Annotated in this window: 18 protein-coding genes and 2 tRNA genes; 8 read left to right on the top strand and 12 right to left on the bottom strand. The window is 69.7% G+C overall.

The window, feature by feature from the left end:
• The first annotated feature begins 101 nt into the window (after positions 1-101).
• Complete coding sequence (gene folP, locus C0010_RS08865; protein WP_408631078.1) at positions 102-977, top strand: dihydropteroate synthase; 876 nt, start codon at positions 102-104, stop codon at positions 975-977.
• A complete protein-coding gene (locus C0010_RS08860) occupies positions 974-1,717 on the top strand; it encodes a pyrimidine reductase family protein (RefSeq protein WP_105566714.1) in 744 nt (247 codons plus the stop codon). Before folP ends, C0010_RS08860 begins: the two co-directional genes overlap by 4 nt.
• Positions 1,718-1,863: 146 nt before the next feature.
• Here C0010_RS08860 and C0010_RS08855 read toward each other — a convergent pair whose 3' ends face one another.
• From C0010_RS08855 to C0010_RS08840, 4 genes are all read right to left on the bottom strand, one after another.
• Positions 1,864-2,208, bottom strand: a complete 345-nt coding sequence (locus tag C0010_RS08855) for a type II toxin-antitoxin system PemK/MazF family toxin (protein WP_105566713.1) — start codon at positions 2,206-2,208, stop codon at positions 1,864-1,866.
• Complete coding sequence (locus tag C0010_RS08850) at positions 2,201-2,428, bottom strand: toxin-antitoxin system protein (protein ID WP_105566712.1); 228 nt, start codon at positions 2,426-2,428, stop codon at positions 2,201-2,203. Before C0010_RS08850 ends, C0010_RS08855 begins: the two co-directional genes overlap by 8 nt.
• Before the next feature lie 47 nt (positions 2,429-2,475).
• Positions 2,476-3,099: a dihydrofolate reductase family protein gene (locus tag C0010_RS08845; protein WP_105566711.1), complete on the bottom strand. Its 624-nt coding sequence runs from the start codon at positions 3,097-3,099 to the stop codon at positions 2,476-2,478.
• A gap of 179 nt (positions 3,100-3,278) precedes the next feature.
• Positions 3,279-4,115, bottom strand: coding sequence for a Cof-type HAD-IIB family hydrolase (locus C0010_RS08840; protein ID WP_105566710.1), 837 nt, complete (start codon positions 4,113-4,115; stop codon positions 3,279-3,281).
• Between the two features lie 91 nt (positions 4,116-4,206).
• On the opposite strand from C0010_RS08840, the gene C0010_RS08835 reads away from it, so the two are divergent.
• A complete protein-coding gene (locus C0010_RS08835; RefSeq protein ID WP_232531870.1) occupies positions 4,207-4,821 on the top strand; it encodes a M23 family metallopeptidase in 615 nt (204 codons plus the stop codon).
• Positions 4,818-5,297: a GNAT family N-acetyltransferase gene (locus C0010_RS08830; RefSeq protein WP_105566708.1), complete on the top strand. Its 480-nt coding sequence runs from the start codon at positions 4,818-4,820 to the stop codon at positions 5,295-5,297. The genes C0010_RS08835 and C0010_RS08830 overlap by 4 nt, the downstream gene beginning before the upstream one ends.
• Before the next feature lie 105 nt (positions 5,298-5,402).
• Here the strand turns inward: C0010_RS08830 and C0010_RS08825 are convergent, their stop codons facing one another.
• Positions 5,403-5,891 (bottom strand): DUF6328 family protein, encoded by a 489-nt coding sequence (locus tag C0010_RS08825; protein WP_105566707.1) that lies wholly within the window; start codon positions 5,889-5,891, stop codon positions 5,403-5,405.
• Positions 5,892-5,955: 64 nt separating this feature from the next.
• On the opposite strand from C0010_RS08825, the gene C0010_RS08820 reads away from it, so the two are divergent.
• A complete protein-coding gene (locus C0010_RS08820; RefSeq protein ID WP_105566706.1) occupies positions 5,956-6,819 on the top strand; it encodes a serine hydrolase domain-containing protein in 864 nt (287 codons plus the stop codon).
• A gap of 18 nt (positions 6,820-6,837) precedes the next feature.
• Here the strand turns inward: C0010_RS08820 and C0010_RS08815 are convergent, their stop codons facing one another.
• On the bottom strand, positions 6,838-7,443 hold the full coding sequence (locus tag C0010_RS08815) for a TetR/AcrR family transcriptional regulator (RefSeq protein WP_105566705.1): 606 nt from the start codon (positions 7,441-7,443) through the stop codon (positions 6,838-6,840).
• Positions 7,444-7,541: 98 nt separating this feature from the next.
• On the opposite strand from C0010_RS08815, the gene C0010_RS08810 reads away from it, so the two are divergent.
• Both C0010_RS08810 and C0010_RS08805 read left to right on the top strand, forming a co-directional pair.
• Positions 7,542-8,279 (top strand): SDR family oxidoreductase, encoded by a 738-nt coding sequence (locus tag C0010_RS08810; protein WP_105566704.1) that lies wholly within the window; start codon positions 7,542-7,544, stop codon positions 8,277-8,279.
• Between the two features lie 28 nt (positions 8,280-8,307).
• Positions 8,308-9,510: a PQQ-dependent sugar dehydrogenase gene (locus C0010_RS08805; RefSeq protein ID WP_105566818.1), complete on the top strand. Its 1,203-nt coding sequence runs from the start codon at positions 8,308-8,310 to the stop codon at positions 9,508-9,510.
• A gap of 228 nt (positions 9,511-9,738) precedes the next feature.
• On the opposite strand, the gene C0010_RS08800 is transcribed toward C0010_RS08805, so the two are convergent.
• The gene (locus tag C0010_RS08800; RefSeq protein WP_105566703.1) at positions 9,739-10,233 is read right to left on the bottom strand and encodes a MarR family winged helix-turn-helix transcriptional regulator; all 495 of its coding nucleotides are present in this window, start codon (positions 10,231-10,233) and stop codon (positions 9,739-9,741) included.
• A gap of 174 nt (positions 10,234-10,407) precedes the next feature.
• On the opposite strand from C0010_RS08800, the gene C0010_RS08795 reads away from it, so the two are divergent.
• Entirely contained in the window at positions 10,408-11,139 is a 732-nt protein-coding gene (locus C0010_RS08795) for an alpha/beta hydrolase (RefSeq protein ID WP_158685400.1), read from the top strand.
• A 109-nt stretch (positions 11,140-11,248) separates the two neighbouring features.
• Here C0010_RS08795 and C0010_RS08790 read toward each other — a convergent pair.
• From C0010_RS08790 to gyrB, 5 genes are all read right to left on the bottom strand, one after another.
• Positions 11,249-11,321, bottom strand: a tRNA-Ala gene (locus tag C0010_RS08790).
• 20 nt (positions 11,322-11,341) lie between these two features.
• Positions 11,342-11,418 (bottom strand) — tRNA-Ile (locus tag C0010_RS08785).
• 177 nt (positions 11,419-11,595) lie between these two features.
• The gene (locus C0010_RS08780; protein ID WP_105566701.1) at positions 11,596-11,994 is read right to left on the bottom strand and encodes a DUF3566 domain-containing protein; all 399 of its coding nucleotides are present in this window, start codon (positions 11,992-11,994) and stop codon (positions 11,596-11,598) included.
• The gene (gyrA, locus tag C0010_RS08775) at positions 11,991-14,570 is read right to left on the bottom strand and encodes a DNA gyrase subunit A (protein ID WP_105566700.1); all 2,580 of its coding nucleotides are present in this window, start codon (positions 14,568-14,570) and stop codon (positions 11,991-11,993) included. The genes C0010_RS08780 and gyrA overlap by 4 nt, the downstream gene beginning before the upstream one ends.
• 34 nt (positions 14,571-14,604) lie before the next feature.
• On the bottom strand, positions 14,605-16,665 hold the full coding sequence (gyrB, locus tag C0010_RS08770; RefSeq protein WP_105566699.1) for a DNA topoisomerase (ATP-hydrolyzing) subunit B: 2,061 nt from the start codon (positions 16,663-16,665) through the stop codon (positions 14,605-14,607).
• Positions 16,666-16,751 lie beyond the last annotated feature (86 nt).

Here is a 16,751-nt window from a genome sequence, read left to right as displayed (position 1 = left end):
GGCATAGGCTGAGGGCGAGGAGGACACATGCCGACACCGCCTTCACCGGCCCGTTCCCACCGCCGCGCGCCGCGCACCCTCCGCATCGACCGGACGGCCGCGTGATCCGGCGCATCGGGCGGCGCGAGTTCGACTTCTCGCGCCAGGTCGCGGTGATGGCGGTCGTCAACCGCACGCCCGACTCGTTCTTCGACCAGGGCGCCACCTTCGCGCTCGACCGCGCCGTCGAGGCCGCCGTGCGCGCCGCGGAACTCGGGGCGGACTGGATCGACATCGGCGGAGTGCCGTTCGGCCGCGGGCCGGACGTCTCGGTCGAGGAGGAGATCGCGCGCGTCACCCCCGTGATCGAGCGGGTCGCCGCGACCAGTGACGTCGTCATCTCTGTCGACACCAACCGGGCGGACGTCGCGCGCGCCGCGATCGCCGCAGGGGCCGCGGTGGTCAACGACACCAGCGGGCTCGGCGACCCCGACATGGCGAGCGCGATCGCCTCGAGCGACGCGCACATCGTGATCACGCACAGCGTCGGACCGCCGCGGGTCGAGAAACCCGCGGCGCGCTTCGGCGACGTCGTGGGCGAGGTCCGCGAGTTCCTCGTCGAGCGCACCGAGCGCGCGATCGCGGCGGGCGTGCCGCGGGACCGGATCATCATCGACCCGGGCCACGACCTCGACAAGAACACGCTGCACTCGCTCGAGCTCACCAGGCGCCTGGGCGAGATCGCCGACATCGGCCTGCCCCTGCTCGTCGCCGTCTCGAACAAGGACTTCGTCGGCGAGGCGATCGACCGCGAGAAGGAGCAGCGGTTGGCGGGCTCGCTCGCCGCCATGACGAGCTGCCTCGAACGAGGCGCCCGCATCGTGCGGATGCACGACGTCGAGGCGTCGGTCGATGCCGCCCGCATGTTCGAAGCGACCATGGGCTGGCGGGAACCCGCGCGGCTCGAGCACAACACCCACCCCACGAGGAACGTATGACGGCGCGCATCGACAGGCTGTGGCCCGACCAGGCCGACGACCTGAACGACGACGACCTGCTCGACGACTACGCGTTCCCGCCGCACGGGCCGTGGCTCCGGATGAACTTCGTCACGAGCCTCGACGGCGCCGCGACGAGGGAGGGCCGCTCCGGCGGCCTCGGCGATGACGCCGACCGCCGCGTCTTCGAGCTCCTGCGCCGACCGGCCCACGCCGTGCTCGTCGCCGCGGGAACCGTGCGCACCGAGGGCTACGCCGCCATGCGCGTGGACCAGGGGGCGAGCGCCTGGCGCATGGACCGCGGTCTCAGCGCCCACCCGGTGTTCGCCCTCGTCACCCGCAGTCTGGACCTCGACCCGGCGTCGCCCGTGTTCGCCGACGCCCCCGTGCGGCCGATCGTCTACACGTGCGAGCGCGGGCCCGCCGAGCGCCGCGCCGCGCTCGCGCGGGTCGCCGACGTCGTCGCCTGCGGCGAGGACGAGGTCGACCTGCCGGCGGTGAAGGCGGACCTCGCGGGTCGCGGGCTCACGCGCGTCCACTCCGAGGGCGGACCTTCGCTGTTCGGCGCGATGCTCGCACAGGGCGCCGTCGACGAGCTGTGCCTGACCCTCGCCCCCACGCTCGAGAGCGGCGACGGCCCGCGCATCGCGTCATCCGGCCGCGCTTCCCCGACGGACATGCGCCTGGTCGGCGCACTCCGCGCGGGCGACGAGCTGCTGCTGCGGTACCGGCGCCGCTGACGGGCGCTCAACCCGGCGCATCACCGCTCAAGTGCCGCTTCCTGCGGGTTGCGCCGGGCGCGGGTTCTCGCGGTGTGCGCAACACCTGATGATGGGTGGGTGGATGCTGAGATGAAGTTCTCGCGGGCGGAGCTGCTGGGCCGCGATCACGGCAGCGCGAGGAAGTCGCGCAGCCAGCTGTCGACGTCGTGCATCGTGGCTGCGTCCACCGCCCCGGCCTCACCGACGAGGCGGTCGCGCGTGATGGTGCGCGGCAGTTCCGTCATCGCGAACGTCGGCTGCTCCAGCGCAAGGTGCCTGCCGCGCAGGAGGACGTGATTCGGCCACCCGCGATCGACGGTCGTGGCGGGCAGCACGATCGCGAGCGTGTCCGCCTGCTCGAGGTACAGATCGCTCGCGACGACGAGCGCCGGTCGCCGCCCCGCCTGCTCCCGGCCGCGAACGGGGTCGAACTCCGCCCAGACGACGTCGCCCCGTCGGAGATCAGTCACCGGGCGAACCGTCGTCGAGCGTCACGTCCCACGACCGGAACTCGTCCCAGTAGGCCGCGTCCGCCCCACGGAACGCCCGCCCGAACGCCTCCATGCGCTGACGTCGCTCATGCCCGTCGAGCAGACGCTCGATCAGGCTCGCCGCCGTGAGCCCGCGCTGCTGTGCGTCACGGTTGATCCGGTCGCGCAGCTCCTCGCTCACCTTGATCGTGGTCGCCATGGTCTGATTCTACCGGAGGGGATACCGTTCGGTATACCCGCATGCGCTCAACCGAAGCTGCCCGTCTCGGGCTCTCCGGGCAGCGGAGCGTAGCGCAGGCCGAGGGTGCCGCCGTCGCCCGCGATGACGGGATCGAGCAGGCGAAGGTGCGCGGGCTGCGCGCCGTCCGGGAACAGCTTCTTCCCCTCCCCCAGCACGATCGGGTACACCCAGAGGTGCAGCTCGTCGAAGAGCTGATCGGCGAGGAGCGTCTGCGCCAGGTCGGCGCTGCCGATCACATGCACGTCGCGATGCCGCTCCCTGAGCGCCGCGACTTCGGCGGCGAGATCGACGCCCACCCGCTTCGACCCGCTCCAGTCGAGCTCGAGGTGAGGGTTGCGGGAGGCGACGTACTTCGGCACGCGGTTGAAGAGCTGCCCGATCTCGCCCTCGGGGCCTGTCGTGTGCTCGGGCCAGTAGCCCGCGAAGATGTCGTACGTGCGCCGGCCGAGCAGCAGGGCGTCGAGCGTCGACATGCCCGCCATGACGCTCTCGCCCACGGCGTCGCTCGGGTGGCCGGCCTGCCAGCCGCCGAAGCGAAAGCCCCCGCTGGTGTCCTCGTCGGGCCCGCCCGGCGCCTGCACGACGCCGTCGAGCGTGATGAACAGGTCGATGATGATGCGTCCGCTCACGATGGCTCCCTGATCCGGTCGGCCCGTGCCGCGCAGCCCCGCCCGATGGCCGACACTCACACACTCGCAAGCATCGGCGGGTGCGTCAATGGCCCCCGTGAAGGTGCGGGCGAACGGTGCGGCGCTGGACGAGGACCGGTCGGGCGCCCGCCCGGCCGGCACCTGGCTCGGCAGGCGCGCTACACGAGGCCGAGCTCGGTAAACGCGTTCGAGACGCCGTCGTCGAGCACGGCCGTCGTGACGCGGCCAGCACGGGCCTGCACCTCAGGGTCGGCGTTGCCCATCGCGATGGGCGTGCCCACGACATCGAACATCTCCACGTCGTTCCAACTGTCGCCGATGCCGATCGCGTCGGCCGCGTCGAGGCCGAGCACCGCGAGCAGCTCGAGGATCGCCGCCCCCTTGTTCATGCCCAGCAGTGCGATCTCGCCGTTCGAGCCGCCGGGCATCGGCATGGATCCCGGGATCACGTGGAAGCGGTCGCCGAGCTCGGACTGCGCGCGGTCGAGGCTGTCGGAGGTCTCGCTGATGAACGTCGTCTTGGCGACGGCGTCGAGGTCGGCATCGGCGACCGGCGGGTAGTGGAAGTCCGGCGCGGGTCGCGAGATGCCGTCCTCGCCCGCGCGGTGCCCCTGCAGCGTCTTGACGAACTCGCCGAAGACGCGGCCGATGCCCTCGCTCGCGAAGACCGTCTCGTGGGTCTGCAGGAAGTAGTGGATGCCGTGCCGCGTGAAGTACTCGACGAGCCGGTCGGTGTCGGCGCGCGGCATCGGGTGCGAGATGATCAGCTCGTCGCCGCGCGTGATGAACGCACCGCCGTTGGTGATCGCTCCGTCGAAGCCGATCGCTTTCACATCCGGATGGATGTCGCCCTCGGCGCGACCGGTGCAGAGGTAGACGAGGTGCCCGTTCTCACGCGCCGCGCGCACCGCCGTCACCGTGGAAGGGGCGATCCGACTCCCGTGCTCGAGGATCGTGCCGTCGACGTCGAGGAAGGCGATGCGCTGAGCGGTCATGCCCCCACGCTATCGACCCCGGATGTGTCCGAGCAGACAGGTGTGCGCGGCACCGTCCGCTGGCACACTGGCCGTATCGGAGAGGAGCGCCGTGCTGGATCTCGCGCACCCGTTCACGGGTCGATGGCTGACGCAGAACAGCCCGTCGAACCGCGTGCCGAGCCACGGGACGGCGCGGTTCGCGAGCGCACAGGCGGTCGACTTCGTGCCGATCGATGCCGCGGGCCGCAGCGCGCGGGTCACCGCGGCAACGTGGTTCCGGACCGAGCCGCCCGAACGATTCGTGGGGTTCGGGCGCCCCATCCTCGCGCCCGTCGCCGGCACGATCGTCGCGGTGCACGACGGTGAGCCGGACCACGACGCGCATCGTGGGTTCCCGTCCGTCGGATACATGCTGACGCAGAACCGCCGGGCATCCCGCGGCTGGCCGCACCTGGCGGGCAACCACGTCATGATCGAGACACCGGATGCCGTCGTCGCGCTGTGCCACCTCCAGCGCGGCAGCATCGCCGCCGGGGTCGGCACGCGCGTCGAGACCGGCCGGCAGCTTGCGCTCTGCGGCAACTCGGGCAACAGTACGGAACCCCACCTCCACCTCCAAGCGATGAGCGGCCCGGACCCCGCCGCCGCCGAAGCGATCCCGTTCACCCTCAACGGCCGCGCGCTGCCGCGGAACGCGCAGGTCGTAGACACGGAGGAGTCATGACCCCGTCTGACGTTTCCATCGAGTTCGCGAGCGCGCAGCACGCCGACGTGCTCGCGCGGCTGCAGATCGAGTTCGGCGACGAGTTCGACGAGCCCGAGCCGCCGTTCGACGTCCTGCTGCCGCGCTTCCGGCGCTTCCTCGCCGATCCGGCCGCGTTCGCGCTGCTGGCGATCTCGCGCGGCGAACCCGTGGGGTACGCCGTTGTGGCACTGCGGCCCGCGATCTACAACGAGGGCGGCCGCGTCGCGACGCTCGACGAGCTCTACGTGCGCCCTGCCCGACGCTCGCAGGGCATCGGCGCGGAGCTGCTGGCCGTCGCTATCGCCGAGTCCCGACGCCGCGACGCGGGCGAGATGCACATCAACGTGGACTCGCCGGATGTCGGCGCGCGCCGCTTCTACGAACGGCACGGCTTCCGCAGCACCCTGCCGGGAACCGATGATCCGGTGCTCTGGTACTTCGCGGAGTGGGACTGACAGGCAGGTCAGCGCGGCCGGTGCCGACGCACCGTACACCGGAATCGCACCGTTGCGTCGGCACGACGGCGCAGGGCTGAGCCGCGCGAGGTCGGAGGCGTCCCATCACTCCCGGCGCGCGCGGATCGCGACCGGGGTGATCCCCCACCCCAGAACCGCGGCGGCGGCGAGCGTGCCCCCGGCGATCCATCCGGCGGGCTCCCCGACGACGACGTCGAAGACGAACCCCACGACTCCGGCCAGGAGGAGGGAGACGATCGCGAGGGCCACGATCAGGCAGACGTGCCCCGCCGTCACGATCGCCGCTTTCTCCCCCAGTCGGAACAGCATGCGGTGCGCGGCGACGGGCGCAAGTGCGATGACGGCGCTGAGACCGCTCAGCCCGATCAGCGCAAGATAAACGGCCTTCTGGCCGGGTTCGAGATCGGCGAACGCCGGCTGGAACGCGAGGGCGAGCAGGAAACCGGTCAGGATCTGCGTACCGGTCTGCAGCACGCGCAACTCCTGGAGCAGCTCGAGCCAATTGCGATCGGCGCGCTCGTCGGGTGTCTCCCGCCGGCGCGGATGCTCCCCCGGTTCGGGCTCCTCCGCCATGTTCCGACCGTACCGCTCACCTCGCGGCCTGTCTCGGCTCAGGCTGATCTGGAAGATTGGTCGCATGACGCGCGCCCAGAGCATCCTCGACTCGATCGCGCGGGCGATCGACGATGTCGGGTTCGCCGCCCACGGACTGCACGTACGGGCGGGGGCCGAGACGGCGTCGCACCGATGGACGCCCGAGACCCGCGAAGAGATCCACTCGCTCGCGAAGGGCGTCGCCGTGCTCGCCGCGGGCATCGCGCGGGACGAGGGCGTGCTCGACCCGGATGAGCCGGTCACGCGGATCCTGACCGATGCACCCGTCGGGCTCGGCGCGGACGCCGTCACGAGCAGGCACCTGCTCACCATGACGAGCGGCGTGGACTTCCCGTGGTCCCCCACGATGTTCGCCGACCACGACGACGTCGCGCACGCCTTCCTCGGCAGGCCGAGACGCGGGCATATGTTCCAATATGCGAATGCGAGTACGTATGTCGCGATGCGCGCGCTCCACGCGCGGGTCGGGGACGTCGTCGAGTGGCTCCGGCCTCGGCTCTTCGAACCGCTGGGCATCGATGGCGTCGTGTGGGAGCGCTGCCCGCGCGGGTATGTGCGCGGCGGCGACGGCATCGCCCTCACGACCTCGGAGATCGCCCGGATCGGGCGCCTCATCCGGGACCGCGGGGCGTGCGGCGGCCGGCGCATCGTGGCGGCGGATTGGGTCGACGGGATGCACGCCGACTGGATCGCGACGGGAGACGGGCCGGGCTACGACGGCTACGCGATGGGCGGCTGGCGCGGCCCCGGTGGCGCGTGGCGCCTGCACGGCTCCGGCGGGCAGCTGCTGCTGTTCGTCGACGACGACACCGTGATCACCCTCACGGGAGACGACCACTTCCGGGCCGACGCGGTCGCCGCGCGCGCCGTCGAGGCGGCGGGCTGAGCGCGTGCTCGCTGAGGATCACTCCGCGCGAGCGGCACCATAGAGCGCTTGATCCACCACCCGGGGAACCAGCTCCTCATCGAAGGGCACCCGGAGGACGAGCAACCGGTGGTAGCAGGCGCCCCAGAGCTGGTCGACGATCACGTCGAGGTCGGCGTCCCCGCGCAGCTGCCCCACGAGCTGCGCGGCGCGGAGCCGCTCGCGCGCGAGCTCGCGCCGCGGGCGCGCGTACTGCTCCGACCAGGCCGCAGCGACATCCGGATCGAGCTGCGCGGCGCCGATCAGTTCGGAGACGGGGCCGGCCACGCCCTCATCGGTCAGCCACCGCACGAACGACGTCAGCTGCGAGACGAGGTCGGCCCGGATGTCGCCCGTGTCCGCGAACTCCAGCACCCTCGAGGTCTGCGCGAAGTACGCCTCGGCCGCCATCGCCCCCGGCGATGGCCACCACTTGTACAGCGTGACCTTGCTCGACCCGGCTTCCTTGGCGATGCGGTCGAAGGTCACGGCCCGCAGGCCCTCGCTCAGGAAGACGCGACCGGCCGCGGCGAGGACGCCCGCGCGGACTTCGGCCGCCGGCCGGCGGCCCCTCCCGCGCCGTGCCGTCGTGGATTCTTCGATCATCGGCTCTCCCCTCGTCCACGACTATATGTGAACCCCTTGTACATTTACGCGTTCGCAACTAATGTACATCGTGTTCACATACGAGCGGAGGGACGGACATGGCCAGCACCATCGAACGCGTCGCGATCGTGACCGGGGGTTCCGGCGGCATCGGCAGGGCGAGCGCCCTCCGCCTGGCCGCCGACGGGATGGCGGTCGTCGTGCACTACAACGGCAACAGGGAGCGCGCCGACGAGACCGTTGCCGCCATCATCGACTCCGGCGGGCACGCGGTCGCGGCCGGCGGCGACGTGTCGGAGGAGGAGACCGCGGAGGCGCTGTTCGACGCGGCCGAGCGGGAGTTCGGCGGATCGGACGTGCTCGTCCATACGGCGGGGATCATGCCGCTGTCGCCGATCGCAGATCTCGATCTGGAGGTGTTCGACCGCGTCCAGCGCGTGAACGTGCGCGGCACCTTCGCCGTCGACAAGATCGCCGCCCGGCGCATCCGGCCCGGCGGCGCCATCATCAACTTCTCCACCTCGATCACGCGGCTGCAGACCCCGGCCTATGGCGCGTACGCGGCGTCGAAGGCCGCGGTCGAGGCGATCTCGCTGATCCTGGCGCGCGAGCTGCGCGGCCGCGACGTGACGGTCAACACCGTCGCCCCCGGCCCCACCGCCACCCCGCTGTTCCTGGACGGCAAGAGCCCGGAGCTGATCGAGCGCATCGCGGGCAGCAACCCGTTCGAGCGGCTGGGCACGCCGGACGACGTCGCCGAGACGGTGGCGTTCCTGGCCGGACCCGCCCGCTGGGTGAACGGGCAGACCCTCTTCGTCAACGGCGGCGCCGCGTAGCGGGCGCCGCGCACCCGCAAGGAGCATGATGCGAGCCCTCCCCTCGCCGACAGCAGGGCCGAACCGAAAGCGCACCGCCCGCGCGTCGGGCGGGATCACCAGGTCGGCAGCCCTCGGGTTGCTGGCCGTCGGCCTCGCCCTGGCCGGTTGCGCGATCTCGTCGTCGGATCCCTCGGGCCCGGCGACGACTCCGCCCACATCCGCCGAGCCGCTTCTCGCGCCCGATGCCGTGGCGACGCTGGGCGAGCCGGAGGAGCTGACGGCCGGCCTGGAGGCGCCGTGGGGCCTGACGTTCCTCCCCGACGGGACCGCGCTGGTCTCGGAGCGCATCAGCGGCCGCATCCTGCGCGTGCCTTCCGACGGCGGAGAGGCCCAGACGATCGGCATCGTGCCGGATGTGGACGTCACCTCCGAAGGCGGCCTGCTCGGCATCGCCGCCTCCCCCGACTTCGATGCGGACCGCACGGTCTACGCCTCCGTCTCGGGAGCGGACGAGAACCGGATCGTCGCCCTCACGATCGCCGACGACTTCGGCTCCCTGACGGTCGATCGGACGCTGCTCGACGGCATCCGGACCGCCGACCGCCACCACGGCGGGCGCCTCGCGATCGGCCCGGACGGGCACCTGTGGATCGGAACGGGAGACGCCTTCGAACCGGAGAATGCCGCGGACGACGCCTCCCTCAACGGGAAGGTCCTGCGCATCGCCACCGATGGCTCGATCCCCGCGGACAACCCCGGCGACTCGCCCATCTACTCCGGCGGGCACCGCAACGTCCAGGGCATCGCCTTCGGCCCGGACGGCACGGCGTACGCCTCCGAGCTCGGGCATCGCACCTGGGACGAGGTCAACGTCCTGCGCCCCGGCGAGGACTACGGCTGGCCCGAGACCGAGGGCATCGCCGGCGACACCGGCGTGGCGCCGATCGCGACGATCCACCCCGACGACGCCAGCCCCTCCGGCACGGCCTACGCCTCGGGGTCGCTGTGGATCGGGGCCCTGGGAGGGCAGCGTCTCTGGCAGCTCCCCGTCGACGGCGGCGCCGCCGCGGCAGAGCCGGTCGAGCACCTGGTCGGCACCTACGGCCGCATCCGCACCGTCGAGGTCGCGCCCGACGGGACCCTGTGGCTTGTCACCTCGAACACGGATGGAGCGACCTGGGGCGGCACGGAGGCCCGCCCCGGCGACGACCGCATCCTCCGCGTGGAGGTGGAGGCGCCGGCGCCGTGAGGCGGGCCTGGCATGGGCCTCGCCAGGTCCGACCAGCCGTCGTGGCGTCGGCAGCGGACCGATCCGATGATGTCCTCGTGGTCGCTTCCGCCAGCATCGACCAGGCGCAGCTCACATCTGACGATGTCCCGTGGGAGCGTCATGAGCTGACAACCACTTCCGAGCCGGCGAGGTCGCCGCGCTCACCGTCGAAGCCGCGACCTGAGCCGAAGCGCGGCTTCTGCTGACCTACCGCGCATCCGGCGACGAGACAGCCTCGGTTGCCGCGGTCGCGTCGTCGGCGAATGCCCGATACGCCGACGTCACCTCCCCGAGATAGCGATCGATCAGCTCTCGGTCCCTGGGCGGGATCTTGGCCGTGACATCGACGATCGATCGCACCAACGGGTCGAGCAGTTCGCGCACGCGATCGGTCGCGAACTTCGTCGGTTCCAACCGGAATCGGCGCCTGTCCCTTTCATCCCTGACTCTGTGGATGTACCCGGACTCGACCAATCGGTCGACGATCTCCGTCGCGGACGAGCGCGTGACCGCCAGCCGCGCTGCGAGCTCCCCCGGGCCCACAGCGCGGCTGGCAAGCGCGATGTGTTCGATCGCCGCGGCGTCCGTGACGCTCAGTTCCAATCGCTGCGCTACGGCGGAGGTCGCCCGGCCGATCGCGTCCTGGAGATTGCGGAATTGGGCGATCGAGGGCGCGTCATTCGTCGCTGCGGCTTCTCCCATCACCTCATCGTAAGGGGGAGATAGTAAGGTTGCCGTACTATTCCTTCACACCAGCGGAGCACATCCATGCCATCTCGCGTCGACCCGCCTCGGCGCTCTGCCCGGAGTGTCACCCCTGACGCGCCATCGGCAGCGCTCGACAGAGTGCGGCGTCCGCGGAGCCGTGCGAGGCGGGTGCTCCTCGTCGTACTGCTCGCGCTTCTCGCGATCCTCGCCGTGGCTGTGTCTGCCTTTCTCATCTGGACGCAGAAGACCTACGCCGCGGAACCGGAGGGAATCAGTGCGGTCGAAAGTGATCCGCGCGTTCACCTCGACGTGCAAGGCGACCTCACGGTGCTCGGGCCGTCTGCGGCGAGCAATGGCACGGGGCTCATCTTCTTCCCCGGAGCGAAAGTCGAGCCTGACGCATACGCGGCCAGCTTCACGGAGCTCGCGGCCAATGGGACCACGGTCATCATCGCCCAGCCCTCGCTCAATCTAGCTCTCCTCGAGCGCCGTTCGCTCGAGGAACTCGCATCCGCCGCACCCGACGTCGAATCATGGTCCGTGGGCGGCCACAGCATGGGCGGCGTCCGAGCCTGCATGTACGCCGAGTCAGACGAGGTCGACGCGCTATTGCTTCTGGCGTCCTACTGCTCGGGCGTCGATCTCAGCGAACACACGGACCTGGCCGTGCTGTCGGTCTTCGGTTCGGATGACGGGCTCATTCGAACCGAAGCCGTGGAGGAGTCGAAGGACATCCTGCCCTCAGACGCGGAATCAGTGACGCTCGAGGGCGTCTCGCACGCGCAATTCGGCGACTACGGGCCGCAGGGTGGCGACGGGACGCCGCACCTCTCGGACGACGAAGCCCGCCAGCACATCGAAGAGGCGCTCGCAGAGTTCTTCCAGCCGACGGATCGGTGAGCAAGAAAGGCGAACTGGCCGATCGAGACCTTTGCGCGCACAGCACCACGGTCGGTCGCTGGTCCCCGGCACGGATCGGCGAACCGTCAGTCGGTGGTTCGCATTGTTGTGGAGCCTAGGAGATTCGAACTCCTGACATCCTGCTTGCAAAGCAGGCGCTCTACCAACTGAGCTAAGGCCCCGTAACGGGTGTGAAGTTGAGTGGTGGGGCTACCAGGACTTGAACCTGGGACCTCTTCATTATCAGTGAAGCGCTCTAACCGCCTGAGCTATAGCCCCGTTTCGGGTGCCGACCGGGTCTCGCCCGATCAACCTTGAAGAGTTTACCCGATCGTCGCGCACCGTGCGAATCGAGCCGGATCCCGGCCGTGTCGCATCCTCGCTGCCAGGGGCATGCCCGCCGGGAACGCGAGAGCGCCCCCTCCCGAAGGAGGGGGCGCTCTCGTGAGGAACCGATCAGTTCGAGGTGAAGCCGACCAGCAGCCCGCCCGAGACCTTCACGGCCAGGTTGTAGATGCCGGCGAGCACGGCGCCGAGCACCGTCACGACGATCAGGTTGAGGATCGCGAGCACTCCCGCGAACGCCATCACCTGCGGCAGGCCCACGAACGACGAGATCTGGATGTCGGCGAAGCCCACGATGAACTCGTCGAGCTGAGCGATGATGCCCATCGTGTCGATCACCAGGTAGATCAGGAAGAACGACACGACCGTCACGACGGCCACGACGATCGCGGCGAGGAACGACAGCTTGATGGCTGACCAGAAGTCGATGTACACCAGGCGCAGGCGCACCTGCTTCGATCGGGGCTTGCGCGAGCTCTTCTGCGCGAGCTTGTCGGCTACGGTACTCATTCGTCGGTGCTCTCTCCGGTCGTGTCTGCGGGGGTCTCCGCGGCTTCGTCAGCCGGCTCCTCTTCCGCCTCATCATCCCCCAGGCCGCGCTCGCTGTTGCGGGCGATTCCCAGGATCTTGTCGTTCTTGTCGGGCCGTGCGAACAGCACTCCCATGGTGTCGCGGCCCTTGTCGGGCACTTCGGCGACGGCCGAGCGTACCACCTTGCCCTTGGCGAGGACCACGAGAACCTCGTCCGTCTCCTCCACGACCAGACCACCCGCGAGGAGGCCTCGGTCATCGTTCATCTTGAGCGCCTTGATGCCGATGCCGCCGCGGCCCTGGAGCCGGTACTCGTCGATATCGGTGCGCTTGGCATAGCCGCCGTCAGTGACGGTGAAGACGAAGGTGCCCGTGCGCGCCACCGACGCGGACAGCAGCGCGTCGCCCTCGCGGAACGAGATGCCCTTGACGCCGCTGGTCGCGCGGCCGAGGGGCCGGATGGACTCGTCGCTCGCGTCGAAGCGGAGCGACATGCCCTTCTCCGTGATGAGCAGGATGTGGTCGTCGCCGTTCACCGTCAGCGCATCGACGAGCTCGTCGCCCTCGCGCAGGTTGATCGCGATGATGCCGCCCTGGCGGTTCGAGTCGTACTCGCTGAGGCGCGTCTTCTTGACGAGGCCGTTGCGCGTCGCGAGCACGAGGTACTCGGTGTCGTCGTAGCCGCGCAGTTCGATGACCTCGGCGATCTGCTCATCCGGCTGCATCGCGAGCAGGTTCGCGACGTGCAGGCCCTTGGCGTCGCGGCCGGCCTCCGGCAGCTCGTACGCCTTCACGCGGTACACGCGGCCCGTGTTCGTGAAGAACAGGATCCAGTGGTGCGTCGTCGTCACGAAGAAGTGCTCGACGACGTCATCCGCCTTGAGCTGTGCCCCGCGCACGCCCTTGCCGCCGCGGTGCTGCGAGCGGTAGTTGTCGCTGCGGGTGCGCTTGACGTAGCCCTCGCGGGTGATCGTGACGACCACCTCTTCCTCGGCGATCAGGTCTTCGATCGAGACGTCGCCGTCGAAGCCGTGCAGGATCTGCGTGCGCCGCTCGTCGCCGAACTTGTCGGCGACAGCCGTCAGCTCGGTCTTGACGATGTCGCGCTGGCGCGCCTCGTCGGCGATGATGTCCTTGAAGTCGGCGATCTTCGCCTCGAGCTCCTCGGCCTCGTCGATGATCTTCTGCCGCTCCAGCGCCGCGAGGCGGCGCAGCTGCATCGACAGGATCGCATCGGCCTGGATGTCGTCGATGTCGAGCAGGCCCTTCAGGCCATCGCGCGCCTCGTCGACGGTCGGCGAGCGCCGGATGAGCGCGATCACCTCGTCGAGCGCATCGAGCGCCTTGAGGTATCCGCGCAGGATGTGCATCCGCTCCTCCGCCTTGCGCAGGCGGAACTGCGTGCGGCGGACGATGACCTCGAGCTGGTGCGTGATCCACAGCGAGATGAAGCGGTCGAGCGGCAGCGTGCGCGGCACGCCGTCGACGATCGCGAGCATGTTCGCCGAGAAGTTCGTCTGCAGGTCGGTGTGCTTGTACAGGTTGTTCAGCACGACCTTCGCGACCGCGTCGCGCTTGAGCACGATGACGAGGCGCTGGCCCGTGCGGCCCGAGGTCTCGTCGCGGATGTCGGCGATGCCCTGCACGCGGCCCTCGCGGGCGAGCTCGCTGATCCGGACCGCGAGGTTGTCGGGGTTGACCTGGTACGGCAGCTCCGTGACGACGAGGCAGGTGCGGCCCTGGACCTCTTCGACGTTGACGACGGCGCGCATCGGGATCGAGCCGCGGCCCGTCCGGTACGCGTCCTGGATGCCCTTCGTGCCCAGGATCTGCGCCTTGGTCGGGAAGTCCGGGCCGGGGATTCGCTGCATCAGGCCGCCGAGCAGCTCCTCGCGCGGGAGCTCCGGGTGGTCGAGCGCCCACAGCGCGCCGTCGGCGACCTCCCTCAGGTTGTGCGGCGGGATGTTCGTCGCCATGCCGACCGCGATGCCGACCGAGCCGTTCACGAGGAGGTTCGGGATGCGGGCGGGCAGAACCTTGGGCTCCTGCGTGCGGCCGTCGTAGTTGGGCTCGAAATCGACGGTGTCTTCCTCGATGTCGCGCACCATCTCGAGCGCGAGCGGGGCCATCTTCGTCTCGGTGTACCGAGGTGCCGCGGCCCCCTGGTTGCCCGGCGTGCCGAAGTTCCCCTGCCCGAGGGCCATCGGGTACCGCATCGACCACGGCTGCACGAGGCGCACGAGGGTGTCGTAGATCGCCGTGTCGCCGTGCGGGTGGTACTGGCCCATCACGTCGCCGACGACGCGCGCGCACTTCGAGAACGACTTGTCGGGTCGGTAGCCGCCGTCGTACATCGCGTAGATCACGCGGCGGTGCACGGGCTTCAGGCCGTCGCGCACATCCGGCAGGGCGCGGCCGATGATGACGCTCATCGCGTAGTCGAGATAGCTGCGCTGCATCTCCGACTGCAGATCGACGTGGTCGATCCGGCCGTGGTTGTGGCCGGCGTTCGGGTCGGGCCGCTGCTCGTCGGTGTTCTGGTCGTTGTCGCTCATAGTGTGAGAACTCTCTTCGCGTATCCGCCGTCGATCAGATGTCGAGGAAGCGGACGTCCTTGGCGTTGCGCTGGATGAAGGTGCGGCGCGACTCGACGTCGTCGCCCATCAGGACCGAGAAGATCTCGTCGGCGCCAGCCGCATCCTCGATGGTCACCTGGCGCAGCGTGCGCGTCTCCGGATTCATCGTGGTCTCCCAGAGCTCTTCGGCGTTCATCTCGCCGAGGCCCTTGTAGCGCTGAATGCCGCCCTCGCTGCCCTTCGGCAGGCGCCAACCGCGCTCGATGCCCGCCTTCGTGAACGCTTCGCGCTCCGCGTCGGAGTACACGTACTCGTGGTCGGCGTTCGTCCACTTCAGGCGGTAGAGCGGCGGCATCGCGAGGAACACATAGCCGGCCTCGATCAGCCCGCGCATGTAGCGGAACAGCAGCGTGAGCAGCAGCGTCGTGATGTGCTGGCCGTCGACATCGGCATCCGTCATCAGCACGATCTTGTGATAGCGCGCCTTCTCGATGTCGAACTCCGGCCCGATCCCGGGGCCGAAGGCCTGGATCATCGCCTGGATCTCCTTGTTGCCGAGCGCCTTGTCGAGGCGGGCGCGCTCGACGTTCAGCACCTTGCCGCGCAGCGACAGGATCGCCTGCGTGAGCGGGTTGCGCCCGTCGACGGCGGAGCCGCCGGCCGAGTCGCCCTCGACGAGGAAGATCTCGCTGATCGACGGATCCTTGCTCGTGCAGTCCTTGAGCTTGTCCGGCATCGCCGCCGACTCGAACACGCTCTTGCGGCGGGCGGTCTCGCGGGCCTTGCGCGCCGCCATCCGGGCGGAGGCCGCGTCGATCGCCTTGCGGATGACGTTCTTGGCCTGCTGCGGGTTGCGCTCGAACCAGTCGGAGATCTCCTCGTTCACGATGCGCTGCACGAAGGTCTTCGCCTCGGTGTTGCCGAGCTTCGTCTTGGTCTGCCCCTCGAACTGCGGTTCGGAGAGCTTCACCGAGATGACGGCGGTCAGGCCCTCGCGCACGTCGTCACCCGTGAGGTTCTCGTCCTTCTCCTTGAGGAGGTTGTTCGCGCGGGCGTAGCGGTTCACGAGCGACGTCAGCGCCGCGCGGAAGCCCTCCTCGTGCGTGCCGCCCTCGTGGGTGTTGATCGTGTTGGCGTAGGTGTGGACGTTCTCGCTGTACGCCGTCGTCCACTGCATCGCCGCCTCGAGCGCGATGTGCCGGTCGGTGTCCTCCGACTCGAAGTGGATGATGTCCTCGTGCACGCGCTCGGACTTCTTCGCCGTGTTGATGTAGTCGACGTAGTCCATGAGGCCGTTCTCGTAGTGGAACACGTCGTGCCGCTGCTGCGCCTCGGGTGCGCCCTCTGCGGTTTCGACCTCCTCCACTGACTCCGCGCGCTCGTCGAAGAGCTCGATGCGCAGGCCCTTGTTGAGGAACGCCATCTGCTGGAAGCGCGTGCGCAGCACCTCGTACTCGAACTCGACCGTCTCGGTGAAGATCTCTGCGTCGGGCCAGAACGTGATAGTGGTGCCCGTCTCGTCCGTCGCCTCGCCGCGCTGGATCGACGACTCGGGGGCGCCGCCGTGCGAGAACGCCTGCCGCCACACGTAGCCGTCGCGCTTCACGACGGCCTCGAGCCGCGTCGACAGGGCGTTCACGACCGAAGAACCGACGCCGTGCAGGCCGCCCGAGACGGCGTATCCGCCGCCGCCGAACTTTCCGCCCGCGTGCAGGACCGTCAGCACGACCTCGAGGGTCGACTTTCCCTCGGTCTTGTGGTCGGCGACGGGGATGCCGCGGCCGTTGTCCTCGCATCGGACCCCGCCGTCGGGCAGGATCGTCACGGTGATCGTGTCGCAGTAGCCCGCGAGCGCCTCGTCGACCGAGTTGTCGACGATCTCGTAGACCAGATGGTGCAGGCCGCGCGGACCGGTCGAGCCGATGTACATACCGGGGCGCTTGCGGACGGCCTCGAGGCCCTCGAGCACCTGGATGTTGTCGGCGCCGTATTCCCCGGTGCCCGCGGGCGCCTTCTGTACGGCGTCACCCCCGGCGGCGGTTTCGGGCTCGCTGGCAGGGGTGTCGCTCGTCATGGAATGGTGCTCCGATCTCGGTCTGAACCACCTGCCATCCTACCGTGACAACGGCCGTCAACGGGCACAGACGGGCCCGGGAACGC

It is taken from the genome of Microbacterium halophytorum, assembly GCF_002970975.1.
Lineage (GTDB): Bacteria > Actinomycetota > Actinomycetes > Actinomycetales > Microbacteriaceae > Microbacterium > Microbacterium halophytorum.
The sequence above is the reverse complement of the archived record's forward strand: the minus strand, read 5'-3'. Positions and strand labels throughout refer to the sequence as shown.